The sequence below is a fragment of the Klebsiella sp. M041 genome (genome assembly GCF_059759695.1).
In genome coordinates this window covers 237,278-263,900 of sequence record NZ_JCAXWU010000006.1, presented here as the reverse complement: position 1 = coordinate 263,900, position 26,623 = coordinate 237,278, and the positions used below count along the sequence as shown (strand labels likewise).

Annotated in this window: 28 protein-coding genes; 23 read left to right on the top strand and 5 right to left on the bottom strand. The window is 58.7% G+C overall.

Translation table 11 applies throughout. The features are described from left to right. The first annotated feature begins 1 nt into the window (after position 1). From cas3 to cas2e, 8 genes are read left to right on the top strand one after another with little or no spacing between them, the layout of a single operon-like run. Positions 2 to 1,948 (top strand): CRISPR-associated helicase Cas3', encoded by a 1,947-nt coding sequence (gene cas3 / locus AC6CWS_RS10340; protein WP_140599666.1) that lies wholly within the window; start codon positions 2 to 4, stop codon positions 1,946 to 1,948. A gap of 3 nt (positions 1,949 to 1,951) precedes the next feature. Then, positions 1,952 to 3,475: a type I-E CRISPR-associated protein Cse1/CasA gene (casA, locus tag AC6CWS_RS10335; protein WP_065881402.1), complete on the top strand. Its 1,524-nt coding sequence runs from the start codon at positions 1,952 to 1,954 to the stop codon at positions 3,473 to 3,475. 11 nt (positions 3,476 to 3,486) lie between these two features. Then, positions 3,487 to 4,053: a type I-E CRISPR-associated protein Cse2/CasB gene (gene casB, locus AC6CWS_RS10330; protein WP_065881404.1), complete on the top strand. Its 567-nt coding sequence runs from the start codon at positions 3,487 to 3,489 to the stop codon at positions 4,051 to 4,053. Continuing rightward, positions 4,046 to 4,693 (top strand): type I-E CRISPR-associated protein Cas6/Cse3/CasE, encoded by a 648-nt coding sequence (gene cas6e, locus AC6CWS_RS10325; RefSeq protein ID WP_065881406.1) that lies wholly within the window; start codon positions 4,046 to 4,048, stop codon positions 4,691 to 4,693. The genes casB and cas6e overlap by 8 nt, the downstream gene beginning before the upstream one ends. Before the next feature lie 29 nt (positions 4,694 to 4,722). Beyond that, the gene (gene cas7e / locus AC6CWS_RS10320) at positions 4,723 to 5,757 is read left to right on the top strand and encodes a type I-E CRISPR-associated protein Cas7/Cse4/CasC (RefSeq protein WP_065881409.1); all 1,035 of its coding nucleotides are present in this window, start codon (positions 4,723 to 4,725) and stop codon (positions 5,755 to 5,757) included. A gap of 12 nt (positions 5,758 to 5,769) precedes the next feature. Further along, positions 5,770 to 6,486, top strand: a complete 717-nt coding sequence (cas5e, locus tag AC6CWS_RS10315) for a type I-E CRISPR-associated protein Cas5/CasD (protein WP_065881411.1) — start codon at positions 5,770 to 5,772, stop codon at positions 6,484 to 6,486. Next, positions 6,486 to 7,361, top strand: a complete 876-nt coding sequence (cas1e, locus tag AC6CWS_RS10310; RefSeq protein WP_065881413.1) for a type I-E CRISPR-associated endonuclease Cas1e — start codon at positions 6,486 to 6,488, stop codon at positions 7,359 to 7,361. Before cas5e ends, cas1e begins: the two co-directional genes overlap by 1 nt. Further along, positions 7,339 to 7,626 (top strand): type I-E CRISPR-associated endoribonuclease Cas2e, encoded by a 288-nt coding sequence (cas2e, locus tag AC6CWS_RS10305; RefSeq protein WP_074442552.1) that lies wholly within the window; start codon positions 7,339 to 7,341, stop codon positions 7,624 to 7,626. Before cas1e ends, cas2e begins: the two co-directional genes overlap by 23 nt. Before the next feature lie 328 nt (positions 7,627 to 7,954). Here the strand turns inward: cas2e and AC6CWS_RS10300 are convergent, their stop codons facing one another. Beyond that, positions 7,955 to 8,326 (bottom strand): VOC family protein, encoded by a 372-nt coding sequence (locus AC6CWS_RS10300; RefSeq protein ID WP_065881417.1) that lies wholly within the window; start codon positions 8,324 to 8,326, stop codon positions 7,955 to 7,957. Between the two features lie 500 nt (positions 8,327 to 8,826). Between AC6CWS_RS10300 and AC6CWS_RS10295 the strand changes: the two genes are divergently transcribed. The 14 genes from AC6CWS_RS10295 (at position 8,827) to AC6CWS_RS10230 (ending at position 22,044) form a co-directional block, all read left to right on the top strand. Further along, a complete protein-coding gene (locus AC6CWS_RS10295) occupies positions 8,827 to 9,582 on the top strand; it encodes a gluconate 2-dehydrogenase subunit 3 family protein (protein ID WP_004175724.1) in 756 nt (251 codons plus the stop codon). Positions 9,583 to 9,584: 2 nt separating this feature from the next. Next, positions 9,585 to 11,369, top strand: a complete 1,785-nt coding sequence (locus AC6CWS_RS10290) for a GMC family oxidoreductase (protein WP_002908285.1) — start codon at positions 9,585 to 9,587, stop codon at positions 11,367 to 11,369. A 10-nt stretch (positions 11,370 to 11,379) separates the two neighbouring features. Beyond that, positions 11,380 to 12,720 carry a c-type cytochrome gene (locus tag AC6CWS_RS10285; RefSeq protein ID WP_074442553.1) on the top strand — a complete coding sequence of 447 codons (1,341 nt, stop codon included), beginning with the start codon at positions 11,380 to 11,382 and terminating at the stop codon, positions 12,718 to 12,720. A gap of 83 nt (positions 12,721 to 12,803) precedes the next feature. After that, positions 12,804 to 13,427 carry a cytochrome c biogenesis heme-transporting ATPase CcmA gene (gene ccmA, locus AC6CWS_RS10280; RefSeq protein ID WP_065881419.1) on the top strand — a complete coding sequence of 208 codons (624 nt, stop codon included), beginning with the start codon at positions 12,804 to 12,806 and terminating at the stop codon, positions 13,425 to 13,427. Beyond that, positions 13,424 to 14,083 (top strand): heme exporter protein CcmB, encoded by a 660-nt coding sequence (gene ccmB, locus AC6CWS_RS10275; protein ID WP_065881424.1) that lies wholly within the window; start codon positions 13,424 to 13,426, stop codon positions 14,081 to 14,083. Before ccmA ends, ccmB begins: the two co-directional genes overlap by 4 nt. 49 nt (positions 14,084 to 14,132) lie before the next feature. Continuing rightward, on the top strand, positions 14,133 to 14,870 hold the full coding sequence (locus AC6CWS_RS10270; protein WP_023290025.1) for a heme ABC transporter permease: 738 nt from the start codon (positions 14,133 to 14,135) through the stop codon (positions 14,868 to 14,870). Beyond that, positions 14,867 to 15,097: a heme exporter protein CcmD gene (gene ccmD, locus AC6CWS_RS10265; protein ID WP_023290024.1), complete on the top strand. Its 231-nt coding sequence runs from the start codon at positions 14,867 to 14,869 to the stop codon at positions 15,095 to 15,097. The genes AC6CWS_RS10270 and ccmD overlap by 4 nt, the downstream gene beginning before the upstream one ends. Then, positions 15,081 to 15,539: a cytochrome c maturation protein CcmE gene (gene ccmE, locus AC6CWS_RS10260; RefSeq protein ID WP_065881427.1), complete on the top strand. Its 459-nt coding sequence runs from the start codon at positions 15,081 to 15,083 to the stop codon at positions 15,537 to 15,539. Before ccmD ends, ccmE begins: the two co-directional genes overlap by 17 nt. Beyond that, positions 15,536 to 17,488: a heme lyase CcmF/NrfE family subunit gene (locus tag AC6CWS_RS10255; protein WP_065881428.1), complete on the top strand. Its 1,953-nt coding sequence runs from the start codon at positions 15,536 to 15,538 to the stop codon at positions 17,486 to 17,488. Before ccmE ends, AC6CWS_RS10255 begins: the two co-directional genes overlap by 4 nt. After that, the gene (locus tag AC6CWS_RS10250) at positions 17,485 to 18,039 is read left to right on the top strand and encodes a DsbE family thiol:disulfide interchange protein (protein ID WP_023290021.1); all 555 of its coding nucleotides are present in this window, start codon (positions 17,485 to 17,487) and stop codon (positions 18,037 to 18,039) included. The genes AC6CWS_RS10255 and AC6CWS_RS10250 overlap by 4 nt, the downstream gene beginning before the upstream one ends. An 11-nt stretch (positions 18,040 to 18,050) precedes the next feature. Next, positions 18,051 to 18,497 carry a cytochrome c-type biogenesis protein gene (locus tag AC6CWS_RS10245; protein ID WP_074442570.1) on the top strand — a complete coding sequence of 149 codons (447 nt, stop codon included), beginning with the start codon at positions 18,051 to 18,053 and terminating at the stop codon, positions 18,495 to 18,497. Beyond that, the gene (gene ccmI / locus AC6CWS_RS10240; protein WP_065881431.1) at positions 18,494 to 19,336 is read left to right on the top strand and encodes a c-type cytochrome biogenesis protein CcmI; all 843 of its coding nucleotides are present in this window, start codon (positions 18,494 to 18,496) and stop codon (positions 19,334 to 19,336) included. The genes AC6CWS_RS10245 and ccmI overlap by 4 nt, the downstream gene beginning before the upstream one ends. Positions 19,337 to 20,841: 1,505 nt before the next feature. Further along, positions 20,842 to 21,315, top strand: a complete 474-nt coding sequence (locus AC6CWS_RS10235) for a GNAT family N-acetyltransferase (RefSeq protein ID WP_048297685.1) — start codon at positions 20,842 to 20,844, stop codon at positions 21,313 to 21,315. A 339-nt stretch (positions 21,316 to 21,654) separates the two neighbouring features. Beyond that, positions 21,655 to 22,044, top strand: coding sequence for a hypothetical protein (locus AC6CWS_RS10230; protein ID WP_043519870.1), 390 nt, complete (start codon positions 21,655 to 21,657; stop codon positions 22,042 to 22,044). Between the two features lie 530 nt (positions 22,045 to 22,574). Here AC6CWS_RS10230 and AC6CWS_RS10225 read toward each other — a convergent pair. Next, complete coding sequence (locus AC6CWS_RS10225; protein ID WP_158238146.1) at positions 22,575 to 22,751, bottom strand: hypothetical protein; 177 nt, start codon at positions 22,749 to 22,751, stop codon at positions 22,575 to 22,577. 74 nt (positions 22,752 to 22,825) lie between these two features. On the opposite strand from AC6CWS_RS10225, the gene AC6CWS_RS10220 reads away from it, so the two are divergent. After that, positions 22,826 to 23,188 carry a TonB family protein gene (locus tag AC6CWS_RS10220; RefSeq protein ID WP_074442555.1) on the top strand — a complete coding sequence of 121 codons (363 nt, stop codon included), beginning with the start codon at positions 22,826 to 22,828 and terminating at the stop codon, positions 23,186 to 23,188. A 171-nt stretch (positions 23,189 to 23,359) separates the two neighbouring features. Here the strand turns inward: AC6CWS_RS10220 and AC6CWS_RS10215 are convergent, their stop codons facing one another. Genes AC6CWS_RS10215 through budA form a run of 3 tightly spaced genes read right to left on the bottom strand, consistent with a single transcriptional unit; the run spans position 23,360 to position 26,622 of the window. Further along, the gene (locus AC6CWS_RS10215) at positions 23,360 to 24,130 is read right to left on the bottom strand and encodes a (S)-acetoin forming diacetyl reductase (protein WP_004151179.1); all 771 of its coding nucleotides are present in this window, start codon (positions 24,128 to 24,130) and stop codon (positions 23,360 to 23,362) included. A gap of 23 nt (positions 24,131 to 24,153) precedes the next feature. Continuing rightward, positions 24,154 to 25,833: an acetolactate synthase AlsS gene (gene alsS / locus AC6CWS_RS10210; RefSeq protein ID WP_023290012.1), complete on the bottom strand. Its 1,680-nt coding sequence runs from the start codon at positions 25,831 to 25,833 to the stop codon at positions 24,154 to 24,156. 9 nt (positions 25,834 to 25,842) lie between these two features. Further along, entirely contained in the window at positions 25,843 to 26,622 is a 780-nt protein-coding gene (gene budA, locus AC6CWS_RS10205) for an acetolactate decarboxylase (RefSeq protein WP_031590062.1), read from the bottom strand. Between the last annotated feature and the right edge of the window lies 1 nt (position 26,623).

Here is a 26,623-nt window from a genome sequence, read left to right as displayed (position 1 = left end):
AATAGCGGCTGCCCTGAATAATGCAGGTTTTATTAAACCTGTTATCCGTCAAGGGCTATCCTTTGCGGACGTCTTTTTTCCTGACGATCCGTCGAAACGACCACGCGAAGCGCAATGGCGTTTTATTGATCAGGTTTCGGGGCCTGGTCTCTATATTCTCGAAGCGCAAATGGGAATGGGGAAAACAGAAGCCGCGCTATATGCGGCTTATCAAATGCTGGCCCAGGAAAAAGCAACCGGCATTTATTTCGCCTTACCCACTCAGTTGACCTCGAACAAAATATACGATCGCTTCGATGCTTTTCTGCAACAAATTGTCAGTGCTGAAACCCCGCAGCGTGCCTTACTTTTGCATTCCGGCGCCTGGTTGATGGATACCGAGATGGGGGAGGAAGGAAGCCCAGGTGGTGCATGGTTTAATCACCGAAAACGCGGCTTATTAGCGCCATTTGCCGTCGGCACCATCGATCAGGCTTTGATGGCGGTGATGAATGTGAAGCATGGATTTGTCAGGGCGTATGGCCTCGCGGGCAAAGTGGTGATCCTTGACGAAGTCCATTCCTACGATCTCTACACTGGCACGATCCTCAACGCGCTAGTCGAATTTCTGCGTCAAATCGACTGCACGGTGATTATTCTCAGCGCCACGCTGAGCCGGGCCCGTCGTGACGCCTTGTTGCAGCAGACAACAACCAGTGAAGCATATCCGCTGATCACCGCTGCTCCCATCTGCGCTGGAGAGCCGGTGCTTTCCGAAATTGGCGTACCTGCCACTGAGCACGCCACCCTCACACTCTATTCCTGTAGCAATGATGAATCCGCGCTGGAAGAGGCACTACGGCGCGCAGAACGTGGGCAACAGGTGTTGTGGATTGAAAATACCGTTGCTGAAGCGCAGCAACGGTATCTGGATATGGCCAGCCGGGCTGTTGAGGCGGGATGTGAAATAGGACTCTTACACTCCCGTTTTATACCTCAACATCGCAACCTGCATGAGCAACGCTGGGTCGCGCTTTACGGCCGTGCCGGCCGGTCGCAACGTAAGCAGTGCGGGCGAATTTTAGTCGGAACCCAGGTTCTGGAACAATCCCTTGATATTGATGCAGATTTCCTCGTGAGCCGTTTTGCGCCAACAGATATGTTGCTGCAACGTCTTGGCCGGCTGTGGCGTCATACCGATACCCCCCGCCATGCGAGTGCGAAAGCGGAATGCTGGTTATTGTCTCCATCGCTTGAGAGCGCTTTAGCTAACCCGGGTTCTGCGTTCGGCATGAGCGCGATGGTCTACTCGCCCTATGTGTTATGCCGCAGTCTGGAGGTCTGGCAAGCGATCCTCTCTCTATCATTGCCTGGGGATATTCGCCCCCTGATCGACCGGACCTATAGTGCACGTTCGGAAGAGGGGCCATGGGCCACGCTACTGCATGAACTGAAGAATGGCAGCCGCTTTCGTTCCGGTGAAGAGGCGTTGCAGTCTCTGGCGAAGCTCACGTTATCTGGCGGCGGGAAAACGCTGCCTGAGCATAAAGCGGAGACGCGCTATAGCGATAGTGACACCCATGACCTGTTGCTGCTACGTGGTCTGCGTACGCAAGACGGCGTCACGTATTTGCGCCTGCTCGATGATGCTGAATTAGCCCTTCCGCATGGGCGGCATTGTTTAAGCCGGACGCAGTGGCGACAGCTGGCGGTGGCGCTTAATCAGCAGCTGGTGCGAGTTAATCCGACGTATTGTCCGCCTAAAATAGCAAAAAATGAGCTGGAAAAATTACACCTGCAACAGGTGTTCTATCTCGGTCGCCCCGAAGATGACGAGGCGTTACTGCGCGTTGCTATTGTCAGCCCTGCGGGTGAATTGAAGACGCTGGATGGCCGGCCCACAGGCGATAAATACACTCTCGAATATAGTGAATATCTTGGCTTCCGGGCCATTTCCAAAAAGGAATAAACCATGGAGAACCGCTTCAATTTAATTGATGAACCCTGGATTGCGGTCGTGGATGTGGGGTTGGTCAGTTTAACCGATATTTTTAGTCAGCCGGAATTACGCGCTTTAGGGGGCAACCCGGTACAAAAAATAGCGCTCACCAAATTACTCTTAGCCATCGCTCAGGCGGCCGCGACGCCTGCTGATGATAGCGACTGGCAACAGATGGGCTGGCAGGGAATGGCCAATCGCTGTCTGCAGTACCTCGCTAAATGGCACGACCGCTTTTATTTGTATGGTGAAAAGCCTTTCTTACAGATGCCCGCTATTCAGACCGCGGAATGTAAGTCATTTGGAGTTTTATCACCGGAGGTGAGTACCGGCAACACCACCGTTTTGACCGAAAGCCAGCAACAGCAACAATTAACCGATGCGGACAAAGCGCTAGCTATCATTGTTCAGATGGGATTGGGGCTCGGGGGCAAGAAAACCGATAACGCCGTGGTGTTAACAGCAGGCTATTGTGGTAAACAAAACGAAAAAGGTAAACCGAGTAGTGGTAAACCCGGCGTTTCTGTCGGACATATGGGACTGTTGCATTCGTTCTGGATGGGGAATTCCATTGTACAGAGCATTTGGTTCAATCTGTTTACCGCTGAGGATATTGCGCAACTGGTGATGTATCCCACGCTGGGGACCGCCCCATGGGAGCAAATGCCGACAGGGGAAGATGATGACATTGCGCGTTCGTTGAAAGCGTCTCTGCTTGGCCGCCTGATCCCAATGGGTAAATTTTGCCTTTTAGCCGAGGACGGCATTCACTATAGCGATGGAATAAGCCATGCCGGCTATCTGGAAGGTAAAACCGACCCCTCGGTTTCCGTCGACTTTTCAGGCAAGAAACCGAAGGCATTATGGGTTAACCCGGGTAAACGCCCCTGGCGCGAACTGACGTCGCTATTGCAGTTTATTGAGCAGGATAGCTCCCGGGGATTTGAAACCCGCCAGCTTAGCCTTCCTATGAAGCGGATAACCCATCATGCGGAGCAGTTTGCGCTATGGTCAGGCGGCTTAAGGGTGAGTAGTAATGCGGGTGAACAGTACGCGTCAGGGACAGATGATTATGTTCAGTCAGAAATATGGTTATCCTCCGGGTTAATTAATCACGCCTTTTTAGAATATTTAAAATATGAAATGACGCAGCTTGAGGCTGTGCAAAAACAGCTCTGGGGGGCGGTTGTGCGTTATTTCCGCCAGCTTTCCGATATCGATAAATCAGCAACCGGCAAGGCCCAACCTTTTGTGGCAAAGCAGGCTGAAAAAGCGACGTCTCTATTCTGGCAACTCTGTGAACGTCAGGCTCAGGCGCTAATTAATGCTTGCCTGAATTTCGGAGAACAGCATTTCGTGCGTCATCAGTTACGAAAAATTTTTGCCAGCTACGCCGGGCAGGTTTTTGATCAGCTCTGTCCTGCCGACAGTGCACGTCAATTAGATGCCTGGGCGCAGGCCCGGCCTAATTTTTCCCAATATATCACCCTCGATTAAGGAGGATCATCATGGATCAGGTTCCTGCAGACGTTACCGCCGAAAGCGCGGCTAACGAATCGTCAGCCAAACGATTTGTCGGTTACGTGATTGATCGTATCGCGAAAGACAATGGCTTTGCCGCCCGCCTTAAACGAGCGGATAACCCGACGACCGAGTATCAGAGCTGGGAAATCCTGGCGGGCTTTGGCATTGACCTTGAAAAGGAATGGCAACGCCTGCCGTACTGCGTCATTGGCGCCGCGCTGGCAAAGGCGAAACCGGCCAGCAATGGCACAATCACTCTGGGGGCTGCCATTGCCGGTTGTTATCCCGAGGGCAATCAGTCTGAACAGGCGAAAGCTCGCCTGCGACGGCTATTGGCCTGTACTTCGACCAGCGAAGCGTGCCGTATTTTGCGCCCGTTGTTGGCATTAATGGCCAGCCGCAGTGTGACGCCGGATTTCGCCGGGCTACTCAATGAACTGCAGTGGTTCTCCGGCAGCAGTCGCGAACGGATCCGCGCCCGCTGGGCGCAGGAATTCTATCGTCGTGCCGGTGAGGCTGCCGGGAGTGAGGCGAGGAATTCACATGACTGAACTCTTTGCGAGTGCTTTACATCTCGATCGCGCTGCGGTGAAAGCGCTGAAAATCAGCGATGCCTACTCCCTACACCGGGTGGTGTACAGCCTGTTTGCTGACGCGCGTACAGACCGGGAGAAGTGCAGCCATATTTCGAGCGGGATCGCCTATGCCGACCAGGGAGGGGATTTTCATGGCCGCAAAATATTGATCGTCTCTGACAGACCTCCGGCTGCAAAGGTTGATGGGCTGTACGGTGAGGTCATCAGTAAATCGATTCCGGCCGCTTTTCTCTCCCATTCGCGTTATCGCTTTCAGGTACAGGTGAATCCGGTACGGAAAGATAAGCAAACGGGTAAGCGCGTCGCCGTGAAAGGCCGGGCTGATATTGCGCAGTGGTTTATTCAGCGAGCCGCCAGCCGATGGGGCTTTGAAGTAGATCTGCCGAGCCTGCAGGTCGAGGCAATGGAAGTTCTGCAGTTTAAAGAGAAAGCCGGCCGCCAGGTAACGCTTGGCAAGGCGACGATGCAAGGGCTGCTCACCGTCACCGACCAACAGCAGTTCCAGCATAGTTTTCATCATGGCATTGGCAAAGGGCGAGCCTTTGGCTGCGGCCTGCTGCAGATTGTGCCCGTTGTTGATGCGCTTTTTTCCTGATGGTTAAATAATTTATTAAGGATAATCTTATGACTACCCGGTTCAAAAATACCCGTATTGAGTTTCATCTTTTGCAGTCTTTTCCGGTGACCTGCCTTAACCGCGATGACGTGGGCGCCCCCAAATCCGCCATCGTTGGCGGCGTTTCGCGCGCCAGAGTGTCATCGCAGTGCTGGAAGCGCCAGGTGCGTCTGGCGCTGCCTGATTTTGGCATCCGTCTCGGGGTGCGTAGTAAAAAAATTGCCTCACTGCTGACCAACGCCTGTCGTGAATTGGGCGCAAGCGAAGAGCAGGCCACCGGATGCGGTGAGGCGATGGCCGCTTTTTTCTCCGATGACACCTTGCTGTTTCTCAGTGAGGCTGAGGCTGCTGCGTTTGCCGCCTACGCGCAGGAAAAAGATTTTGATGCCGCCAGCCTGAAAGACAAAGAACTGGTTAAAATTGCCAAAAAAGTAGTTAACAGCACCCTGGATGCCCTGGATATTGCGCTTTTCGGGCGCATGGTGGCCAAAGCGGCAGATATGAACGTTGAGGCGGCGGCCTCGTTCGCGCATGCCATTTCCACCCATAAAGTGAGCAATGAAGTCGAGTTCTTTACCGCCGTGGATGATTGTAAAACGGAGGATGAAAGCGGTTCGGCGCATATGGGGAGTCTGGAGTTTAATTCGGCGACCTACTATCGCTATGTCAGCCTGGATCTCGGGCAGCTGGCGCAAACGTTGGGGGAGGATGCCGATATGAAAACCGCCGTCGCAGCTTTTGTTAAGGCGCTGTACGTTGCCGTTCCCTCGGCCCGACAAACAACGCAATCCGGGGCCTGTCCGTGGGAATATGCCCGCGTGTTGCTGCGTAAAGGCCAGGGGCTGCAGGCTTCATTCGAACAGCCCGTTAAGAGTCAGGGCGAAGGCTACTTATCGCCCAGTAAAGCGGCGCTGAAAGACTGGCTGAATAAAAAAGAAAAACTCTCCGGCTCCCTGTTCGGCAAACAAGGCGATTACGAGTGGGGCGAGGATCTCGACTACAGCATTGACCGCCTGATCGCCGACTTACAGTCACATCTGTAAGGGACGGTGAATATGAGCCAATCAATACATCATATGCTGCTGTGGCTTGAAGGGCCGCTGCAGTCCTGGGGATTCGATTCAAAATTTGGCGTACGCGATACGCTGAATTTCCCGACCCGCTCGGGTATTTTGGGGCTGATTTGCTGTGCACGCGGCGCATCGGGACCAGAGGTCGAGTGGCTGGCGGAGATGAATAATCTGTCGATGGAGGTTCGTGCCTACGCCCGTACCGACAAGCAGGGCCAGCCGCTCATACGTGAGCCGGCATTGTGCGACTTCCAGATGGTGGGTAGCGGTTATGACGACAGCGATCCCTGGCAAAATCTGCTGATACCTAAGACATCTGATGGAAAGAAAGCCGTGGGTGGCGGAACGAAAATGACCTACCGTTACTACCTTCAGGATGCCGTATTCGCCGTGGTGATGGCGCTTGGCAGCCAACAGGCGGAGTCATTGCCAGAGGCTCTACAAAACCCGGTATGGGACTTATATCTCGGTCGTAAAAGCTGCGTGCCCAGCGAGCTGATCTACCAGGGGATCTATGACAGCGCAGAAGCAGCCTGGCAACAGGCGCAGCAGTTAGCCGATAGCAAACAGCGCACGTTGAGCTATGCGGTTATTGAAGGAGAAGGGGATGGAGATGTTATCACGCTAAATGATGTCCCGGTGCAATTCGGCCGGTATAAGCGTTATCGGGATCGCCAGGTGACCGTGCTGGAGTTCGGCTAATGGCCCAGGGGGAGAGGCTGTTTGTCAAAGTCACCCGCGAACTTCTGCCTCAGGTAAAAGATAAATACCCTTTTCTATACCTTGAGCGCGGGCGGCTGGAGATTGATGACAGCAGTGTGAAATGGGTTGATGCGGATGGCAACGTGGTACCTCTCCCGGTGGCGACCGTCAACACGCTGCTGCTTGGCCCCGGGACCTCAGTGACTCATGAGGCGATCAAAACCGCGACCGCGGCTAACTGCGCGGTGTGCTGGGTGGGTGAGGATAGTCTGTTATTTTACGCCGCTGGTTTTTTGCCCACCGCTGATACCCGCAATCTTAAAACACAGATGGCACTGGCCAGCGATGCGTCGTCTGCGCTAAAGATTGCCAGAGCGATGTTTGCTAAACGCTTTCCGGATGCCGAACTGGAGGGCAAAAGTTTAAACAGCATGATGGGCATGGAGGGGAGCCGGGTTCGTGCGTTGTATCAGCAAAAAGCGCAGGAGTATGGCGTGGGCTGGAAAGGGAGGCAGTTCACGCCCGGTAAGTTTGAACTGAGCGACCTGACAAACCAGGTGTTGACCTCCACTAACGCCGCCCTGTACGGCATATTATGCTCAGTTGTTCATGCGATGGGCTACTCGCCGCATATTGGTTTTGTTCATTCAGGTAGTCCTTTACCGTTTGTCTATGACCTGGCTGACCTTTACAAAGAGCGGCTCTGTATCGATCTGGCGTTTTCCCTGTCGAGGGAGATGGCGGGTCGATATGATAAACATAAAGTTTCTGATGCATTCAGAAAACGAGTGATAGCCCTGGATTTGCTCAACCTGATTGCCGCCGATATCAATGAGCTGATGGGAGGGAAAGGTGCTCGTCGTACTGGCAAATGATCTGCCGCCAGCGGTTCGTGGGCGAATGAAGCTGTGGTTTGTCGAACCCCGGCCAAATGTGTTCGTCTCTGGCGTCAAAGATTCGGTCGCGCAAACCGTTGTTGATTATCTGATGCAGTACACGCCTGTGGAATCAGGCCTGATGCTGTTTCGCAGTATTTCTCAACCGCCTGGTTATGAAATTCGCTACAAGGGGGAGGTCAGAAAGCCGATTATTGAGCTCAGTGGGTTACAACTGATTATTGAAACCCTAAAACTGTCGTAATTCGCGGATATAGTGGTTGAGTTGATGCTCTTTGACAATATGTTGGTGTCTTCCCCACGCACGTGGGGGTGTTTCTATTCCCATTATCCCCAACAGGTTGCTCCTGGAGTCTTCCCCACGCACGTGGGGGTGTTTCCGCTATTTATGTTCCGCGCGTCATGAATTACAGGTCTTCCCCACGCACGTGGGGGTGTTTCCCAAAAACCTCACTGCAATGTTGTCGGGCTGTTGTCTTCCCCACGCACGTGGGGGTGTTTCGGTCAAAACCGCGGCCCCGGCAACTCAACGGGATTCTTCCACACGTCCGTGGGGGCTGCTTCCGCCCAGCTTACCCCGCCAGATGGCACACGGCTTCAATATTGTGCCCGTCTGGCGCGATCACAAAGGCGGCGTAGTACCCGGCGTGGTAGTTGGGCCGTAACCCCGGCGCGCCGTTGTCCTTTCCTCCGGCGGCCAGCGCCGCCTGCCAGAAGGCATCCACCTGCTCGCGGCTGTCGGCGCGAAAGGCGATATGCAGCGGCGCCGGTTTGTCCGCACTTTGATAGAGACACAAAGAGACATCCTCGCTACCCGCCAGCTCTGCGCCGTAGGTCGGCTCGCCTTCATCGACCAGCGTTACGCCAAGCGGGGCCAGAGCCTGTAAAAAGAACGCTTTGCTGGCGGCATAGTCGCTGACGCCGAATTTCACATGATCGAACATCTCTTCTCTTCTCCTGTGGATGGGGATCGCCAGCCGAACGCGTTAGCCGGGAAATAGATGCAAAATAGTTAACAACGGGTAGTAACTTTTTTAACAGCTCAAAATGTTTAATTATTCCTAATACGAGTATTTACAGACGTTTAATCTGCCATGTACCATAAACAAAAAATAACATTTGTGATACAAGTCACTCTTTTTTGGCGCATGGGTAAGCTCAGCGCGGTGTGAACGCCGCCGGTTTACCGCCTCAAGGTTATGGCAGCACCCTTCTCACGATGACATTCCGGTGAATTTCTCTCCGATTTCCCGCGTTTCGTTGAGAATCGTCTACTATCCAAACGATAACCCTATAAATGATATCGCCTCTGGCGATGTTTTATCCGACTTGCCGGTCCGGGCCAGACGTTAAGCGGTTTAAAAGCGCAATGGTATCGGTTCCAGCACGACATTCACTGGTTTTGTCAGCGACAAAAACAGTAATTTTCAATGACAGGAATGTGATGATGTCGAGCGAGAAAACAAACAATTCCAGGCGTGATTTCCTGGTGAAATCGATGGCGCTGATCCCGACGGTGGTGATCGGCGGCGCGGGAGCAGGGGCCATTGGCGTGGCCACCAGCGCGACCGCGCAGGCGGCCCCCGCTTCAGAGCCAGCCTCCGGGAACACGGCGGCGGCCAGCGACTGGAAGCCGCAGTTCTTCAACGATCGTGAGTGGGCGTTTATCAACGCCGCTGTCGCTCGCTTAATCCCGGCGGATGAACTTGGTCCCGGCGCCAAAGAGGCCGGCGTGCCGGAGTTTATCGACCGCCAGCTCAATACCCCTTACGCCACCGGCTCCATCTGGTATATGCAGGGGCCCTTCAACCCCGACGTGCCGAAAGAGATGGGCTATCAGCTGCCGCTGGTGCCCAAGCAGATCTATAACCTCGGGATCGCCGATGCCGAGGCCTGGTGTCAGGACAAGTATCACAAGACCTTTGCTGAACTGAGCAGCGAGCAGCAGGACGAGGCGCTCGGCCTGTGGGAATCGGGCAAAGCCGAGTTCAAACAGCTCCCGGCTTCGCTGTTCTTCACCTATCTGCTGCAGAACACCCGCGAAGGCTTCTTCAGCGACCCGATCCATGGCGGTAACAAAGGCATGGTCGGCTGGACGCTGATTAATTTTCCCGGCGCGCGCGCCGACTTTATGGACTGGGTTGAACGGGGCGAACGCTACCCCTTCCCGCCGGTATCAATTAATGGGGAGAGGGCGTAATCATGGCCACCGTATTGAAAAAAACCGATGTCGCGATCGTCGGCTTCGGCTGGGTTGGGGCGATCATGGCCAAAGAGCTGACCGAAGCCGGGCTCAACGTCGTGGCGCTGGAGCGCGGCCCGATGCGCGACACCTGGCCGGACGGCGCCTATCCGCAGGTGATTGACGAGCTGACCTACAACATCCGCCGCAAGCTGTTCCAGGATCTGTCGAAAAGCACCGTCACCATCCGGCATAACACCAGCCAGCAGGCGGTGCCGTATCGCCAGCTGGCGGCCTTCCTGCCGGGTACCGGCGTGGGTGGCGCCGGGCTGCACTGGTCCGGCGTCCATTTCCGCGTCGATCCCATCGAACTGCGGATGCGCAGCCACTATGAAGAGCGCTACGGCAAAAACTTCATTCCCCAGGATATGATCATCCAGGATTTCGGCGTCACCTACGACGAGCTGGAACCGTTCTTCGATAAAGCGGAGAAAGTGTTCGGCACCTCCGGGACCGCCTGGTCGATCAAAGGCAAGGTCGTCGGCAAAGGCCGCGGCGGCAACGCCTTCGCCCCGGACCGCTCAGATGACTTCCCGCTGCCGGCGCAGAAAAACACCTGGTCGGCGCAGCTGTTTGAAAAAGCGGCGCTCGAGGTGGGCTACCATCCCTACAACCTGCCGTCGGCCAACACTTCCGACTCCTATACCAACCCCTACGGGGCGCAGATGGGCCCGTGCAACTTCTGCGGTTTCTGCAGCGGCTACGCCTGCTACATGTACTCCAAAGCCTCGCCGAACGTGAACATTCTGCCGGCGCTGCGCCAGGAAAAACGCTTTGAGCTGCGGACCAACGCCAACGTGCTGAAGGTCAACCTGACCGATGACAAATCCCGTGCCACCGGCGTGACCTACGTCGACGGCCAGGGGCGCGAAATGGAGCAGCCGGCGGACCTGGTGATCATCGGCGCCTTCCAGTTCCATAACGTGCACCTGATGCTGCTCTCCGGGATCGGCAAACCCTACAATCCGGAGACCGGCGAAGGGGTGGTGGGGCGTAACTTCGCCTACCAGAACATGACCACCATTAAGGCCATTTTCGACAAAGACACCTACACCAACCCGTTTATCGGCGCGGGCGGCAACGGCGTCGGCGTCGACGACTTCAACGCCGACAACTTCGACCACGGCGCGGCGGGCTTTGTCGGCGGTTCGCCGTTCTGGGTCAACCAGGCCGGGACCAAGCCCATCTCCGGTTTCCCGGTACCGCCGGGCACCCCGGCGTGGGGCAGCAAATGGAAAGCGGCGGTGGCCGATACCTACACCCATCACCTGTCGATGGATGCTCACGGCGCGCACCAGTCCTATCGGCAGAACTACCTCGATCTTGATCCGAACTACAAAAACGTCTTTGGCCAGCCGCTGCTGCGCATGACCTTTGACTGGCAGGAAAACGACATCAAGATGGCGCAGTTTATGTTCGATAAGATGGCGCCGATCGCCAAAGCGATGAAGCCGAAATATATCCTCGGCAGCCCGAAAAACGCCAACAGCCACTTTGATACCACCACCTACCAGACCACCCATATGAACGGCGGGGCGGTGATGGGGGAAGATCCGAAAACCAGCGCCGTTAATCGTTATCTGCAAAGCTGGGACGTGCATAACGTCTTCGTCATCGGCGCCTCCGCTTTCCCGCAGGGGCTGGGCTATAACCCAACCGGCACGGTGGCCGCGCTGGCGTACTGGTCAGCGAAGGCGATCCGCGAGCAGTATCTGAAAAATCCGGGTCCCCTGGTGCAGGCATAAAGGAAGGCAGATGATGAAAATGCAATGGTTATCGGCCCTGGTGCTTGGGGCATTGAGCTGCGCGGCCTTCGCCGAAGAGGCGCCTGCGGACAGCAATCTGATTAAGCAAGGGGAGTATCTGGCGCGGGCGGGGGACTGTGTCGCCTGCCACACCAACGGCAAAGCGGGCAAACCTTTCGCCGGCGGTCTGCCGATGGAGACGCCGATCGGCACCATCTACTCCACCAATATCACGCCGGATAAAGAACACGGCATCGGCGGGTACACCTTCGAAGAGTTCGACGACGCGGTGCGCAAGGGTGTGCGGAAAGACGGTTCCACGCTCTATCCGGCAATGCCGTATCCCTCATTCGCGCGGATCAGTGAAGCGGACATGCGCGCCATGTACGCCTACTTTATGCATGGCGTGGAGCCGGTGAATGTCGCCAACAAGGACACCGACATCCCGTGGCCGCTGTCGATGCGCTGGCCGCTGGCGTTCTGGCGCGGCATCTTCGCCCCGACGCCGAGCGACTTTGTCGCCAACCCGCAGGTTGACCCGGTGCTGGAGCGCGGTCGCTATCTGGTGGAAGGCCTGGGCCACTGCGGCGCCTGTCATACCCCGCGTAGCCTGACGATGCAGGAAAAAGCGCTCAGCGAAAGCGAAGGCGATGATTACCTGGCGGGCAGCAATGCGCCGATTGACGGCTGGGTCGCCTCCAGCCTGCGCGGCGAAAATCGCGACGGTCTGGGGACCTGGAGCGAAGCCGAGCTGGCTGAGTTCCTGAAAACCGGACGTAACGATAAATCGGTGGTCTTCGGCGGCATGAGCGATGTGGTAGAGCACAGTCTGCAGTATCTCTCTGATGACGACATCACCGCCATCGCCCGCTATCTGAAGTCGCTCCCGCCGCGCGGCGGCAAACAGACCCCAGCCCCGGTGGAAGACAGCGTGGCGAAAGATCTGTGGAAGGGTAACGACAGCAAAACCGGCGCCGCGCTGTATGTCGATAACTGCGCCGCCTGCCACCGCACCGACGGCGCGGGCTATCAGCGCGCCTTCCCGTCGCTGAAGGGCAACCCGGTGGTGCAGACCGAAGATGCCACTTCGCTGATCCACATCGTTCTGACCGGGAGCACCACGCCGGCGGTGAAAGATGCGGTCTCCAACCTGACCATGCCGTCGTTCGGCTGGCGTCTGGACGACCAGCAGGTGGCGGATGTGGTCAACTTCATCCGCACCAGCTGGGGTAACAACGCGCCGACGGTCAGCGCCAGCGATGTGGCGAAGGTGCGTAAGGAGACCGCGGCGCACGATGAGAAGGCGTTAGGCAACGCCGATATCTCGAAGCTGCCGGGGGCCGGACAGTAACCGTCAGGGTTGCGTCGCCCGCGCGGCGCAACCCTGACTTAGCCAGGACGTAAAAGACTGTCTGAATCAAGGAGTTTGCCTTCATGCTGCATGCAGAGCGACTGACCTGCATCGTTGACGATCGACCACTGTTTGCGGAGCTGACGCTGTCCCTTGCTGCCGGCGAGCTGCTGCAGGTCGCCGGTGATAACGGCGCGGGGAAAACCTCGCTGCTGCGGATCCTCTGCGGCCTGGCGCGCCCGGAAAGCGGGGTGGTGAGCTGGCAGGGCCAGCCGCTGGCCCAGGTGCGGGAGTCATTTCACCGCCAGCTGCTGTGGCTGGGCCATAAGCCCGGCGTCAAAGCGGCGCTGACCGCCGATGAAAACCTGCGTTTCTTCTTTCCGGCCAGCCGCCTTCAGCAGCGGGAACGCGCCCTCGCCGCCGTCGGCCTGGCGGGCTATGAAGATCTCCCCTTAAGCCAGCTCTCCGCCGGGCAGCAGCGCCGGGTGGCGTTAACCCGCCTGTGGTTAACCGATGCGCCGCTGTGGATCCTCGATGAGCCGTTTACCGCCCTCGACGCCACGGCGATAGAAACCCTGACCCGACGCCTGGAGCAGCACGCCCGGCAGGGGGGAAGCGCGATCCTCACCACCCATCAGCCGCTGAGGCCGCTGGGCTGCCCGTTGCGCACCCTGCGCCTCGGCGACGACGGCGGGAGGCGGCAATGATGAGAGCGCTGTTGGCCCGGGAACTGCGCCTGGCGTGGCGCAGCGGGGCAGAGATCCTCAATCCGCTATGGTTCTTTCTGATCGTCATCACCCTGTTTCCGTTCGGCGTCGGCGCCGCGCCGCAACTGCTGGCGCAGATTGCGCCGGGCGTGGTGTGGGTCGCCGCGCTGCTGGCGGCACTGCTGGTGATGGATCGGTTGTTTCGCGACGACTGGCAGGACGGTTCCCTGGAGCAGCTGATGCTTCTGCCGACGCCGCTGGTGGCGGTGGTGCTGGTGAAGGTGGTCGCTCACTGGATGATGAGCGGCCTGCCGCTGCTGATCGTCTCGCCGCTGGCGGCGCTGCTGCTGGGGATGAATCTGCACGACGCCGGCGTGCTGGCGCTGACCTTGCTGCTTGGCACGCCGACGCTCAGTTTTCTTGGCGCGGTGGGGGTTGGCCTGACCGTCGGCCTGAAGCGCGTCGGCGTCCTGCTGAGCCTGCTGGTGCTGCCGCTGGCGGTGCCGCTGCTGATTTTCGCCACCGCGGCCTGCCAGGCGGCGGCCGCCGGGCTCCCGGTCGGCGGCTATCTGGCGATGCTGGCGGCGTTCTTAACCGCCAGCGCCACCCTGTGTCCGTTCGCCACCGCCGCCGCGCTGCGGCTGACCGTGCAATAATTCGCTGCGCCTGCGGGCGCGGCCATCATAACCGTATGAGTAAGCGTCTATGTGGAAAGCGTTACATCAACTGGCGATCCCCGAGCGGCTGTACCGCCTGTGCGGGTGCTGGATCCCCTGGCTGGCGGCGTTGAGCGCGCTGTTGCTGGTCATCGGCCTGGGGTGGGGCTTTGGCTTCGCCCCGGCGGACTATCAGCAGGGGGAAAGCTACCGGATCATGTATCTTCACGTCCCGGCGGCGATGTGGTCGATGGGGCTGTACCTGGCGATGGCCGTCGCGGCCTTCGTCGGGGTGGTGTGGCAGATCAAAATGGCCGACCTGGCGATCGCCGCCCTGGCGCCGGTAGGGGCGGTCTGCACCCTGGTGGCGCTGGTCAGCGGCGCGGCGTGGGGCAAGCCGATGTGGGGGACCTGGTGGATCTGGGACGCCCGCCTGACCTCGGAGCTGGTGCTGCTGTTTCTGTATGCCGGCGTCATCGCCCTGTGGCACGCCTTTGACGACCGCCGCCTGGCCGGGCGCGCGGCGGGGATCCTCGTGCTGGTCGGGGTGGTCAATCTGCCCATCATTCATTACTCGGTTTACTGGTGGAACACCCTGCACCAGGGCTCGACCAACCTGCAGCAAACCATCGACCCGAGCATGCGTCTGCCGCTGCGGATCTGCATTTTTGCTTTCCTCGCGCTGTCGGTCACCCTGACCCTGATGCGCCTGCGTAACCTGATCCTCCAGCTGGAACGTCGTCGGCCGTGGGTGGTGGCGCTGGCTAACAAAGGAGCCGCCCGATGAGCCCCGCTTTTTCTTCGTTCGCCGCCTTCCTGAATATGGGCGGCTATGCCCTGTACGTCTGGCTGGCGGTGGCCGTGGCCATCGCCGCCTTTGGCCTGCTGACGGTTCATACCCTGTGGGCGCGGCGGGCGCTATTCCAGGAGGTGCGACGCCAGCAGGCGCGCGAGCGGCGGATCGCGGCCGCTCGCGAACATGACAAGGAGGCCGCGGATGCAAGCGCGTCGTAAAACCCGGCTGTATATCGTGCTGGCGGTGCTCGCCGGCCTTGGGCTGACCGTCAGCCTGACGCTGTACGCCCTGAGCAGCAATATCGATCTGTTCTACACCCCGGGAGAAATTATCTACGGTAAAACGGAAACCCGGGCGCTGCCCCATACCGGGCAGCGCCTGCGGGTGGGAGGCTACGTTCAGCCCGGCTCCCTGCAGCGCGACCCGCAAACCCTCGACGTGCGCTTTAAGCTGTATGACGCCCGCGGGGTCGTGGACGTCAGCTATAAGGGCATTCTGCCGGACCTGTTCCGTGAAGGACAGGGCGTGGTGGCCCAGGGCGTTCTGGACGGCAAGCGGCATATCACCGCTCAGCAGGTGCTGGCCAAGCATGATGAAAATTACACCCCGCCGGAGGTGAAAAACGCCATGACGCCGGCGAAAGCGGAGGCGCAGCCATGATGCCGGAGCTGGGCAACTTTTTATTGTGTCTGGCGGCGGGGCTGGCGCTGCTTCTGAGCGTCTATCCCCTGTGGGGCGCGGCGCGGCAGGACCGGCGGCTGATGGCCCTGGCGCGGCCGCTGGCCTGTGGGCTGTTCGCCTGCATCGGCGGCGCCTTCCTGCTGCTGGTGCACGCCTTCGTGGTCAACGATTTTACCGTCCGCTACGTGGCAGAAAACTCCAATAGCGCGCTGCCGGTGTGGTATCGGGTGGCGGCGACCTGGGGGGCGCACGAGGGCTCGCTGCTGCTGTGGGTCCTGCTGCTCAGCGTCTGGACCTTCGCCGTCGCCCTCTTCAGCCGCCGGATGCCGCTCGACGCCGTCGCCCGGGTGCTGGCGGTGATGGGGATGATCGCCTTTGGGTTCCTGCTGTTCATCCTCTTTACCTCCAACCCGTTCAGCCGCGGCCTGCCGCAGTACCCCATTGACGGCCGCGACCTTAATCCGCTGCTGCAGGATATCGGCATGATTTTTCATCCGCCGATCCTCTATATGGGGTACGTCGGCTTCTCGGTGGCTTTCGCCTTCGCCATCGCCTCGCTGCTGGCGGGGCGGCTGGACACCGCGTGGGCGCGCTGGTCGCGTCCCTGGACCCAGGCGGCGTGGATGTTCCTCACTCTCGGCATCGTGCTGGGCTCGGCGTGGGCCTATTACGAACTGGGCTGGGGCGGCTGGTGGTTCTGGGACCCGGTGGAAAACGCCTCGTTTATGCCGTGGCTGGTAGGGACCGCGCTGCTGCACTCCCTGGCGGTGACCGAGAAGCGCGGCAGCTTCCGCGCCTGGACGGTGCTGCTGGCCATCGCCGCCTTCTCCCTGTGCCTGCTGGGCACCTTCCTGGTGCGCTCCGGCGTGCTGGTCTCGGTGCATGCCTTTGCCTCGGATCCATCGCGTGGGCTGTTCATTCTGGCGCTGCTGATTGTCGCCATCGGCGGGTCGCTGCTGCTGTACGCCCTGAAGGGCGGCAGGGTGCGCGCGCGGGTGGAACATACGCTGTGGTCGCGCGAGTCGTTCCTGCTTGGCAACAATATCTTGCTGATGGCCGCGATGCTGGTGGTGCTCCTCGGAACGCTGCTGCCGCTGGTGCATAAAGAGCTGGGCCTCGGCAGCATCTCCATCGGCGAGCCGTTCTTTAACACCATGTTCACCGCCCTGATGGCGCCGTTTGCGCTGCTGCTGGGGCTGGGACCGCTGATCCGCTGGCGGCGCGATGACATCGCCAGGCAGATTAAGCGCCTGGTGGTCGTCCTGGTGGTGACATTGTCACTTTCTCTGGCGCTGCCGTGGCTGCTGCAGGATCGTATCACCGCGATGGCGGTCATTGGCCTGATGATGGCCCTGTGGGTGCTGATTTTCGCCCTGATGGAGGTTCACGAACGGGCCACCCATCGCCACGGCTTCTGGCGCGGCCTGCGGACGCTGACCCGCAGCCAGTGGGGGATGGTGCTTGGTCACGTCGGCGTGGCGGTGACCGTTATCGGCATCACCTTTAGCCAGAACTACAGCGTGGAGCGCGATGTACGGATGCGCCCCGGCGACAGTATCGATATCCACCGCTATCACTTCGTGTTTAACGGCGTGCGCAATATTGTCGGCCCCAACTGGACCGGCGGGGAAGGCATTATTGCCGTGACCCGCAACGGCCGCCCGGAAGCGACGCTGTATGCCGAGAAACGCTTTTACACCGCCAGCCGGATGATGATGACCGAGGCGGCGATCAGCGGCGGGCTGACCCGCGATCTGTACGCCGCGCTGGGGGAAGAACTGAGCGACGGCAGCTGGGCGGTGCGTCTGTACTACAAACCGTTCGTTCGCTGGATCTGGTATGGCGGGGTGCTGATGGCCCTCGGCGGTCTGTGCTGCATGCTCGACCCGCGCTACCGGATGCGTAAGAAACTGCAGGAGGCCTCATGAACCGGAAGCTGCTGTTTATCCCGCTGGTGCTGTTTCTGGCGCTGGCCGCCGCGCTGTTCTGGCAGCTGATGCGTAACGCCGATGGCGACGACCCGACGACCCTCGAGTCGGCGCTGATTGGCAAACCGCTGCCGGAATTTCGCCTTGAAGCGCTGAATACCCCCGGCCAGACGCTGGACCGACGGACGCTGATTGACGGCAAGCCGCTGCTGCTTAACGTCTGGGCCACCTGGTGCCCAACCTGTCGCGCCGAGCATCAGTTTCTCAACGGCCTGGCGCAGCAGGGCGTGCGGGTGGTGGGGATGAACTACAAAGACGATCGGCAGAAGGCGATCAGCTGGCTGCAGCGCCTGGGTAATCCGTACAGGCTGAGCCTGTACGACGGCAACGGCATGCTCGGCCTGGATCTGGGGGTTTATGGCGCGCCGGAGACGTTTCTCATCGACGGTCAGGGCATTATCCGCTGGCGGCACGCCGGCGACCTGAACGACCGGGTGTGGCGCGAGGAGCTCCAGCCGCTGTGGAATCAATACAACCGGGGGGCGGGCTGATGAGACGTGTCATAGCCATCCTGCTGGCGCTGATGCTGACCGGCCAGGCGTGGGCCGCCATCGATACCTGGCAGTTTAAAGACGAGGCCCAGGAGCAGGCGTTCCGCGAGATCACCTCCCAGCTGCGCTGCCCGAAATGCCAGAACAACAGCATCGCCGACTCGAACGCGATGATTGCCGCCGATATGCGGCAGAAGGTGTACGAGCTGATGCAGCAGGGGAAAACGAAAGGGCAGATCGTTGACTATATGGTGGCCCGCTACGGCAATTTTGTCAGCTACGAGCCGCCGCTGACCGCGGGCACGGTGCTGCTGTGGCTGGGGCCGGGGCTGTTCGTGCTGGCGGGCGCGGGGGTGATTATCGCCCGCGCGCGTCGTCGCGACATCCCTGACGCGGCGCTCAGCGTCGAAGAGCGCCAGCGGCTGGCGGCATTATTGAAAGAAGGAAAAGAACGATGAGCCTGTTGGTGGTTATCGCCGGGCTGCTGCTGGCTGGCGCGCTGGGGCTGCTTTATTACCCGTGGCCGGGCAAAGGGGCGGTGGACCGCGATACCCTTAACCGCGCCCTGTATCAGTCGCGCCTGCAGGAGCTGGCGCAGGAGCGCGGCGAGGACAACCCGGCGCTGGTCGTCGAGCTGCAGCGCACGCTGCTGACGGATATCCCGCCCCAGGCACAGCCTGGCGAACGGCCGCTAAGCCGCTGGGCGCTGTTTCCGGGCGCGCTGCTGCTGGTGGTCCTGAGCCTGGGCCTGTATCTGAAAACCAGTGATATTGGCCAGGTGCTGCTCTGGCAGCAGGCGGAGCGGCATTATCCTGCGCTGCTGCAGCAGGTTAAGGACCCGACCGCGCCGCCGCTGCGTATGGATGAGCTGGAGGAGCTGCGGCTTGGCCTGCGCAGCCATCTGCAGAATACTCCGCACGACCTCGCCGGCTGGCAGTTGCTTGGGCGGCTGGGGCTGTTGTTGAACGATGGCGAGACGGCGATCGGCGCTTTTGGCCGGGCGCATGCGCTGGCGGCGGACGACCCGGCGGCGGCTTTCGATTACGCCAGCGCGCTGGTGCGGGCGGGGGATAGCGGTCAGGTCCGGATGGGCGAGCTGCTGCTGCGCGACCTGCATCAGCGACAGCCGACCAGCCTGCCGGTGCTGGAGATGCTGGCCCTGAGCGCGGTGCGTAATGAAGATTACCCCGAAGCCGTGGCGGCCCTGCAGGCGTTGCTGGCCCGGCTGCCGGAAGGGGATGCGCGGCGCGAGGCGATTGTCCGCCAGCTGGCGCAGGCGCAGCAGCAGGCGCAGTAACTGCCCGGCGGCGCTGAACGTGGGGTCTGCCGCGAGGACGGAACCGGCGGCCCTGGTTTTGTAGGCCGGGTCAGGCGCAGCCGCCACCCGGCACAAAATCGGCTCCGTGCCCGCTGTCCTTGCCCGGCGGCGCTACGCTTGCGCGGGCCTACGAAGGGCGCGAATAGAGCGCCAAATCGCGGGCAGCCTTTGTAGGCCGGGTAAGCGAAGCGCCACCCGGCAACATGTTGAGCTCGGAGCCTGATACCTTCCCGGCGGCGCTGCGTTAGCGTGGGCCTGGGGATATGAGCTGACGGGAGGTCTTTGTAGGCCGGGTAAGGCGCAGCCGCCACCCGGCAACATGGCGGGCACGGAGCGATAGCTTGCCCGGCGGCGGGGCAGACTGTTATCGGTTTTACAGGTTCTCAGCCCGGGGAAAGTGTTTATCACGCGTGACTTCAGCGTACTTTATGCTCCCGCTTCGTGTTGCTGCACCCTGTTTTCCGTGGCGCAGGGAGCAGTATGGCAGCGGCAACGACTGCCGGACGGTTCCCTCTCCCTCCGGGAGAGGGCCAGGGGCGGGAAAGTACTGCTGGGAAGGCTTTTATGTTATCTGTGGCTTCAGCGGGTATTGCGCTCCCGGTTAATTGTCTGCGTTATGTCACTCATGGCGCAGGGAGCGCACAGGGGGCGGCCAGTCGCCGCCGCCCCCTGTACCCCCGGGCTCCGGCCAGCAAAATCGCCACTGCGTGGTCCCTTCGACTTATCCCTGCAGGCTTCGGGTCGGGCCGAGGCAGCGTCCGTGCAAAACACGGCCCTCAGCCCGCATCCATGCGGGCTGCCCCGGCCTTCCGGGAACGTCTCAGCGATTTTGAGGCCGTCAGCACCGGCAGTTTCAGCAACCATGGTGAATATGTTAACGACATGTCGCACGAACCCTGTAGGCCGGGTAAGGCGCAGCCGCCACCCGGCAAAAATACGGCACAAGCGCGGCCCAACAGTGTAGCCGGGATAAGGCGTCACGCATCGCTATCCGGGATTCTCCCTGCTGGCGCTATGATCAGCCGCTTCCGTGTTAATCTCCAGGTGTCGCAGGAATCACTGAAGACTCTCCCCCTTAGCATCAGCTGCAGGCTGCCGCTTAGGCCCCGGAGATCACTCTCTTAAGGTTGCAAGCGCGGTAGAACTCGATCAACGAGGTTAAAAGGGGCTTCAGCGCGGAACGTGAGTTAAGGCTAATCAGGGCAGGGGGACCGGCAGAATTTATAACCCGATAACCGACTGCGCTGGGCCTTCAGCGCCATTTGGCTGGACTGCCACAGGGACATCATCTGGCGCTGTCATGCCGCTGACGCGGCATACTGAAGCTCGTCGATGTTGTAAGTGTACGAATGCTATTACAGAATTTCACGTCTACTGTGTGCCAGGAGCGGACATTGTCGCCTCACTCAAATTTGATGGGTATGCTTTAGAACTTTTATGGTAGATGTAAATAGCTCGCAGAATAAAACGTACAAGGAAAAGCTATGAAGATCAGACTTGCTGTGCCTGTAGAGGCAGAAGAATGCTGGAACATTCGAAATCAGGCTATACGTTACGGATGTAAGAATAGTTATGATGATGCGGTTATTGCAGCCTGGACACCGGAAAAAATGCCTGAAAGCTACAGGAATGTCATTGTAGCGAATCCTTTTTTCGTTGTTGCTGCTGATGGCAGACTATTAGCTACAGGCTATCTTGATCTATCTACAGGAAGTATTGAGGCTGTATTTACGTTACCTCGATATACAGGTAAAGGGTTAGGTAGTCAGATTATTGAAGCCATCAAAAGTGAAGCTCGTGAACGTGGATTTGAGCAATTGACTTTGTCCTCAACACCTAATGCCCAGACTTTTTATGAGAAGCATGGTTTCAAACTTATGCAGGAAAGCATGTATCCCTCTGCCTTGGCGCAGGCTGAACTGCGCTGCATGGAAATGTCTATAAATCTCCTGGGATAGTAGTTCGCTGTCTAATCGCAATGATCACTATACCCAGTAACCACTGCAGATAGATCTTAAAAGCTTCAAAAATTAACGTCCGCTCTTTGCACCGTCCGGACCTTGCTTAGCATGAATTTCTTCTGTGCCCAAGTGCGGAAGTGGTTACAACATTCTGTGTGGTGCAACGGGGAGCGTGTCAAAGGAGTCAAGCTGGCAATCAGGAAGAGCTTGAAATTACGCTAGGGACTAAAATCAGTCCTGCCATCGCAACACTAAATTAGCGTCAAGAAACGCTTTAGATTGCCGACATATACATTTAACGTTATCCCTGAAAATAAACAAAATGGATTGAGCCGTATGAAAAAACTTTTACTTCTTTTTCCGCTGGTGTTTACTGCGCCGGTACAGGCTTCTGAAGTCACGGTAGGTCAGATTTGTAAGGCTACTTCTGCTGCGATGTTTGGCCGTGACCATAAGATCATGCAACTGGATAAAGTTGAATCAGGTATTGCCTACGTACATTATATCCGACAGAACGATGGCACCCGTTGGGCAATAAAGTGCAAACTTATAGGTGATCAGGTTATGTGGGCATCTGATAACCCTGACAGCACCGGTCGCTGGCGGGATGATCCTGCGGACAGTACAGTCAAATATTCTATTGATGGTAAAAAAATAATTATTACCGAGCTCTATAGTGACGGTTCCAGTACCACGAACTCTTATCCCTTGAAGCAGCTAAAATGACTTTGACCTGCTCTCCGTTGATTACGGCACCTCAATGTTAGTAACGTAGTTGTGGGAGTTGCAAACTTCCGCTCCTCGCTCATGTCGGACCTTTGGCTCACCTGGTTTGTCCGCTTGATGCCAGGAGCGGAAAGCGCTGACATCACCAGGTACCACTCAACGCGGCGCAAGCCAGTCAGATAGTTAGCGAGTTTTTGTAGGCCGGGTAAGGCGCAGCCGGCACCCGGCAAAAATACGGCACAAGAGCGGCCCAACAGCGTAGCCGGGATAAGGCGTCACGTATTGCTATCCGGGATTCTCCCTGCTGGCGCTATGCTCAGCCGCTTTCGTGTTAGGCTCCCAGGCGCAGCTGGAATCACTGAAGTACATTCCCCTTAGCATCAGCAGCAGGCTGCCGCTTAGGCCCCGGCGATCCCTCCCTTAACGCTGCAAGCGCGGTAGATCCCGAGCACCGGAGTTAAAAAGGATTAGCTGAACGTCTTCAGCGCGGGACGCGAATCCATGTTAATCACCTGAGGGGGTTAGCTCGCTCATGTTCCCCGACGAACCGGATAGCGCTGCCGACAACTGGCAAAAGAGTCGTTGATATAGTCGCTCAGCGCCCATTTGTCCTGATAGCCAAACGTCCTCGGGAATGGATGCAGTACGAAGCGCCAGGTCAGGAGTTCAACGTGATTGCTGCTGAAGACGTGGTATTCACGGATCATCTCATCTGGTAACCTGTCACGCGCGCCGTTGGTAACGTGAATACTCGTGGTTAACTTTGGAACTCAGACGATTTATGAAATCTAGCAGACTATTCACTCTAATTTTGCCATTTTTACTGACACTCTGCGCCGGCATACAGGCCAGCGCCAGCACACCTTCAGGCAGCATTTCCTCTGGAAACACATCAATTACCACTCGTGATAAGAACGGAAACCTACTGCCGAGTTTCCTGCGGATTCAGTACGATGTCGATTCAGATGGCAGAGTTCAGAATGTAAAAATACTTGAATCGACAACGACGCCGGAGTTGGAACATCAAATCATTGATAAAATGATTAAAAAATGGCGTTTTGAAAAGGGCAAACCGGGAATAGCTCAAAGATTAGTCGTCAAGATCCCACCCAAATCAGACGGCGGTCCCGCGAATAAGCAGTAAGCACTTTTAATGACTAGTCGCCTGACGCAACGTCTACGTCTTTAACGTCCCCGGGGCGCCTGGAGGGGACTCTACCTATCAATAGAGGGTTCGTTTTACCGTAAGCTTACTCTCCAACAAAAAAGCCCCTGCATATCAGCAGGGGCAAGCCATGTCAGAGCTTATTATTTATTAGTTAAATACCATCCCGCCGTCGATCAGCAATGACTGACCGGTCATATAATCAGAATCCGGGCTGGCAAGATAGGAGACGCAGGCGGCGACATCTTCCGGTTCGGACAGACGACCGAGGGTGATGCGCTTGGCGAACTCGGCGGTACCGTAACCCAGCGGTTTACCGGCAGCTTCGGACACCTGGCGGTCAATTTCGGCCCACATCGGCGTTTTGACGATCCCCGGGCAGTAGCCGTTGACCGTGATGCCCAGCGGCGCGAGGTCGCGAGCGGCGGTCTGGGTTAAGCCGCGTACGGCGAATTTACTGGAGCTATACACCGCCAGCTCCGGGTTGCCGACGTGGCCGGCCTGGGAACAGGCGTTAATGATTTTCCCGCCGTGACCCTCTTTCTTAAAGGCCTCGACCGCCGCCTGAATGCCCCAGATCACCCCCTTAACGTTGATGTTGTAGACTTTATCGACAATCTCCGGGGTAATGGACTCGATCGGCGTGGACGGCGCCACGCCGGCGTTGTTGACGATGACGTCGAAGCCGCCCAGCGTTTTGCGCGCCTGTTCGACAGCGGCAAACACCTGATCGCGGTCGGAGACATCCACTTTCACCGCCATGGCGCGGCCGCCGGCCTGGTTGATTTCGGAGGCGACCGCTTTGGCGGTGGCGTCGTTATAATCGGCAATGGCCACGGCAAATCCATCCTTCACCAGACGAAGGGCGATAGCTTTACCAATCCCCTGGCCAGCGCCGGTAACAAGTGCGACTTTTTTCATTTTCCTTTCCTTATTGTGATGACTTACAGAATCTGACTCAGATGCAGCTGACCCATCAGCAGCGGGTTATCGCGATAATCCACCGGGATGGCCACTACCGCCGGGCCGTCGACGTCCATCGCCGCGCGCAGGGTCGGCTCCAGCGCCTCGGCGCTTTCCACGGCAAACCCTTTGGCGCCGAAGGACTCGGCATAGGCTTTAAAATCCATCGGCCCGAACTCGACGCCGGACAGGCGCTGATATTTTTTCTCTTCCTGGATGGCCACCATGTTGTAGCCGTTATCGACCCAGATCAGGTGCAGCACGTTGGCTTTCAGGCGGACGGCGGTCTCCAGTTCCATGCTCGACTGCAGGAAGCCGCCATCGCCGGAGACGGAGACCACTTTGCGCTCAGGATTGACCAGCCAGGCGCCGATGGCCCAGGGCAGGGCGACGCCCATGGTCTGCTGGCCGTTGGAGATCATCACCTGACGGGCGCGGAAGCTGTACAGGTAGCGGGCGATCCAGATATGGAAGCTGCCCATGTCCACGGTCAGCGTGACGTCGCTGTTGACGATATCCTGCATCGCGCGAACGATACGCAGCGGATGCAGGGCAAACTGATTCAGCTGCGCGCCGCGGCGGTCCAGCAGTTCGCGCTGGTGCTGGCGGTCGCGGAGGATCTCCGCCGCCTGCGGGGAGAGCACCAGCCGGCGATCGATATTTTGCGCCAGCTTGCTGAGGGTGCCGGCGATATCGCCCACCAGCTCGACGTCCGGGGTATAGTTGCGTTCTTCATAGGCGGGCAGGACGTCGATATGCACCAGCGTCGCGTTGCCGCTGTTCCACATCGCCGGTTCATATTCCACCGGGCTGTAGCCGATGCAGATCACCAGGTCGGCGAGCTGCAGCAGACGGTCCCCGGCCTGGTTGTTAAACAGCCCGACCCGGCCGGCGAAGCGAGAGAAGTTATCCTGATTCACCGCCCCGGCGGCCTGATAGGTGCTGGTGACCGGAATATGGCTGGCCTCCAGCAAACGGCGTAGCGCCGCGCTGTTTTCCGGCTGGCTGGCCATCAGGCCGAGCAGGAAGATCGGGTTCTTCGCCTGAGCGATAAGCTTCGCCACCTGGTCGATGGCGGCATCCGGCGCGGCGCCCATCTGCGGGGCCCCGCTGGCCGGCAGCACTTTGCCGCTGACCGGGCCATCGACCACATCCTGCGGCAGACTGACGAAAGCGCTGCCCGGGCGGCCCTGCTCGGCGGCGCGGAAGGCGTTGGAGACCACTTCCGCCAGCGCGTCCGGCGCGGTCACCTCGACGGCGTATTTCGTCACTGGGCTGAACATCGCCACCGTATCCATACTCTGGTGGACCTGTTTGGCCTTATCGGCGCGTTTCACCGCGCCGCCCAGGGCCACCACCGGGTCGCCTTCGCTGTTGGCGGTGGCCATACCGGTGATCAGGTTGGAACAGCCCGGACCGGAGGTGACCAGCGCCACGCCCGCTTTACCGGTAATGCGCCCGACGGCGGCGGCCATAAAGGCGGCGTTAGCTTCGTGGCGTACCGGAATAATGCGAATGGAGGAATCCAGCAGTGAGTCGAATACCTTGTCGATTTTGGCGCCAGGGATGCCGAACACCTGACGTACCCCCTGGGCTTCCAGCTGGCTGACGACGAGATCGGCGCCGTGCGCCCACTGCCGTACCGGATACTGTTTGTCCATGTGACCCCCTTAACTTTCTACGGAACGGATGGCGGCATCGAGATTATCGGGATGCAGATTGGCCTGCAGGAACGCGCTGTCGGCGGGCAGGTCGATCATCAGCTTGTGAATTTCGCCGAAGGTCAATACCCCGTGGTCGAGCTGGTAATCCAGCAGGTGACCGCCGCCTTTGCGGTCATCGGTTATAAAGTGCTCGTGATACCCGGCGACGTTGATCCCCTGCATATGCTGCGGGGTACGGAAGCCGACCAGCACCCCTTCGCGCTGGTTAAAGCGGAACACCGGCTGATCGTCGAGGACGTCGGTCATCGCCCGGTACGGCGGCGTCTGGCGCGGCACGGTGCGGGTATGGGCATGGCGGAAATGGCCGTCGATGCGCAGGGCGCAGAACAGGTTGTCAGAGGGGATTTGCTGGTCGATCACCTCGTGCAGCTGCTGGCGGCTCACCGGATGGTCGAAGGTTTTCCGGTACTGCGGCTGGAACCAGGTCATCACCGCGAACGGCGTTTTCTGCTCCGGCTGGGCTTTGCGCGCGCTGCCGTCGGCCCGCAGCTGATAGACCTGACTGCTGAAGGCGATCAGCTCCCCGTCCAGCTCATTAAAGGTGCCGAGACCGAAATCGCCGTGCTTCAGCAGGTCCGCGATGGTGGTGCTGCCTTCGTAAACCCCGCTCAGCAGGGCGCTCATGAGCGATGTCTGATAGAGCACGTTCTCGGGATGCTGCGCGGAAAACGCCCGCAGGGTTTCGCACAGACTCTCTTCGCAGGTGCATTCAGCAGAATGATTCATA

Excerpts from the sequence above, each read along its gene's own strand:
- casB (WP_065881404.1), top strand. The coding sequence starts at position 3,487 with ATGGATCAGGTTCCTGCAGACGTTACCGCCGAAAGCGCGGCTAACGAA.
- AC6CWS_RS10290 (WP_002908285.1), top strand. The coding sequence starts at position 9,585 with ATGGCCACCGTATTGAAAAAAACCGATGTCGCGATCGTCGGCTTCGGC.
- AC6CWS_RS10220 (WP_074442555.1), top strand. The coding sequence starts at position 22,826 with ATGAAATCTAGCAGACTATTCACTCTAATTTTGCCATTTTTACTGACA.
- AC6CWS_RS10285 (WP_074442553.1), top strand. The coding sequence starts at position 11,380 with ATGATGAAAATGCAATGGTTATCGGCCCTGGTGCTTGGGGCATTGAGC.
- alsS (WP_023290012.1), bottom strand. The coding sequence starts at position 25,833 with ATGGACAAACAGTATCCGGTACGGCAGTGGGCGCACGGCGCCGATCTC.
- cas6e (WP_065881406.1), top strand. The coding sequence starts at position 4,046 with ATGACTGAACTCTTTGCGAGTGCTTTACATCTCGATCGCGCTGCGGTG.
- AC6CWS_RS10250 (WP_023290021.1), top strand. The coding sequence starts at position 17,485 with ATGAACCGGAAGCTGCTGTTTATCCCGCTGGTGCTGTTTCTGGCGCTG.
- AC6CWS_RS10295 (WP_004175724.1), top strand. The coding sequence starts at position 8,827 with ATGATGTCGAGCGAGAAAACAAACAATTCCAGGCGTGATTTCCTGGTG.
- AC6CWS_RS10215 (WP_004151179.1), bottom strand. The coding sequence starts at position 24,130 with ATGAAAAAAGTCGCACTTGTTACCGGCGCTGGCCAGGGGATTGGTAAA.
- casA (WP_065881402.1), top strand. The coding sequence starts at position 1,952 with ATGGAGAACCGCTTCAATTTAATTGATGAACCCTGGATTGCGGTCGTG.
- ccmE (WP_065881427.1), top strand. The coding sequence starts at position 15,081 with ATGCAAGCGCGTCGTAAAACCCGGCTGTATATCGTGCTGGCGGTGCTC.
- ccmA (WP_065881419.1), top strand. The coding sequence starts at position 12,804 with ATGCTGCATGCAGAGCGACTGACCTGCATCGTTGACGATCGACCACTG.
- cas7e (WP_065881409.1), top strand. The coding sequence starts at position 4,723 with ATGACTACCCGGTTCAAAAATACCCGTATTGAGTTTCATCTTTTGCAG.
- AC6CWS_RS10230 (WP_043519870.1), top strand. The coding sequence starts at position 21,655 with ATGAAAAAACTTTTACTTCTTTTTCCGCTGGTGTTTACTGCGCCGGTA.
- ccmD (WP_023290024.1), top strand. The coding sequence starts at position 14,867 with ATGAGCCCCGCTTTTTCTTCGTTCGCCGCCTTCCTGAATATGGGCGGC.
- AC6CWS_RS10235 (WP_048297685.1), top strand. The coding sequence starts at position 20,842 with ATGAAGATCAGACTTGCTGTGCCTGTAGAGGCAGAAGAATGCTGGAAC.
- cas1e (WP_065881413.1), top strand. The coding sequence starts at position 6,486 with ATGGCCCAGGGGGAGAGGCTGTTTGTCAAAGTCACCCGCGAACTTCTG.
- AC6CWS_RS10300 (WP_065881417.1), bottom strand. The coding sequence starts at position 8,326 with ATGTTCGATCATGTGAAATTCGGCGTCAGCGACTATGCCGCCAGCAAA.
- AC6CWS_RS10225 (WP_158238146.1), bottom strand. The coding sequence starts at position 22,751 with ATGATCCGTGAATACCACGTCTTCAGCAGCAATCACGTTGAACTCCTG.
- AC6CWS_RS10255 (WP_065881428.1), top strand. The coding sequence starts at position 15,536 with ATGATGCCGGAGCTGGGCAACTTTTTATTGTGTCTGGCGGCGGGGCTG.
- AC6CWS_RS10270 (WP_023290025.1), top strand. The coding sequence starts at position 14,133 with ATGTGGAAAGCGTTACATCAACTGGCGATCCCCGAGCGGCTGTACCGC.
- budA (WP_031590062.1), bottom strand. The coding sequence starts at position 26,622 with ATGAATCATTCTGCTGAATGCACCTGCGAAGAGAGTCTGTGCGAAACC.
- ccmI (WP_065881431.1), top strand. The coding sequence starts at position 18,494 with ATGAGCCTGTTGGTGGTTATCGCCGGGCTGCTGCTGGCTGGCGCGCTG.
- ccmB (WP_065881424.1), top strand. The coding sequence starts at position 13,424 with ATGATGAGAGCGCTGTTGGCCCGGGAACTGCGCCTGGCGTGGCGCAGC.
- cas5e (WP_065881411.1), top strand. The coding sequence starts at position 5,770 with ATGAGCCAATCAATACATCATATGCTGCTGTGGCTTGAAGGGCCGCTG.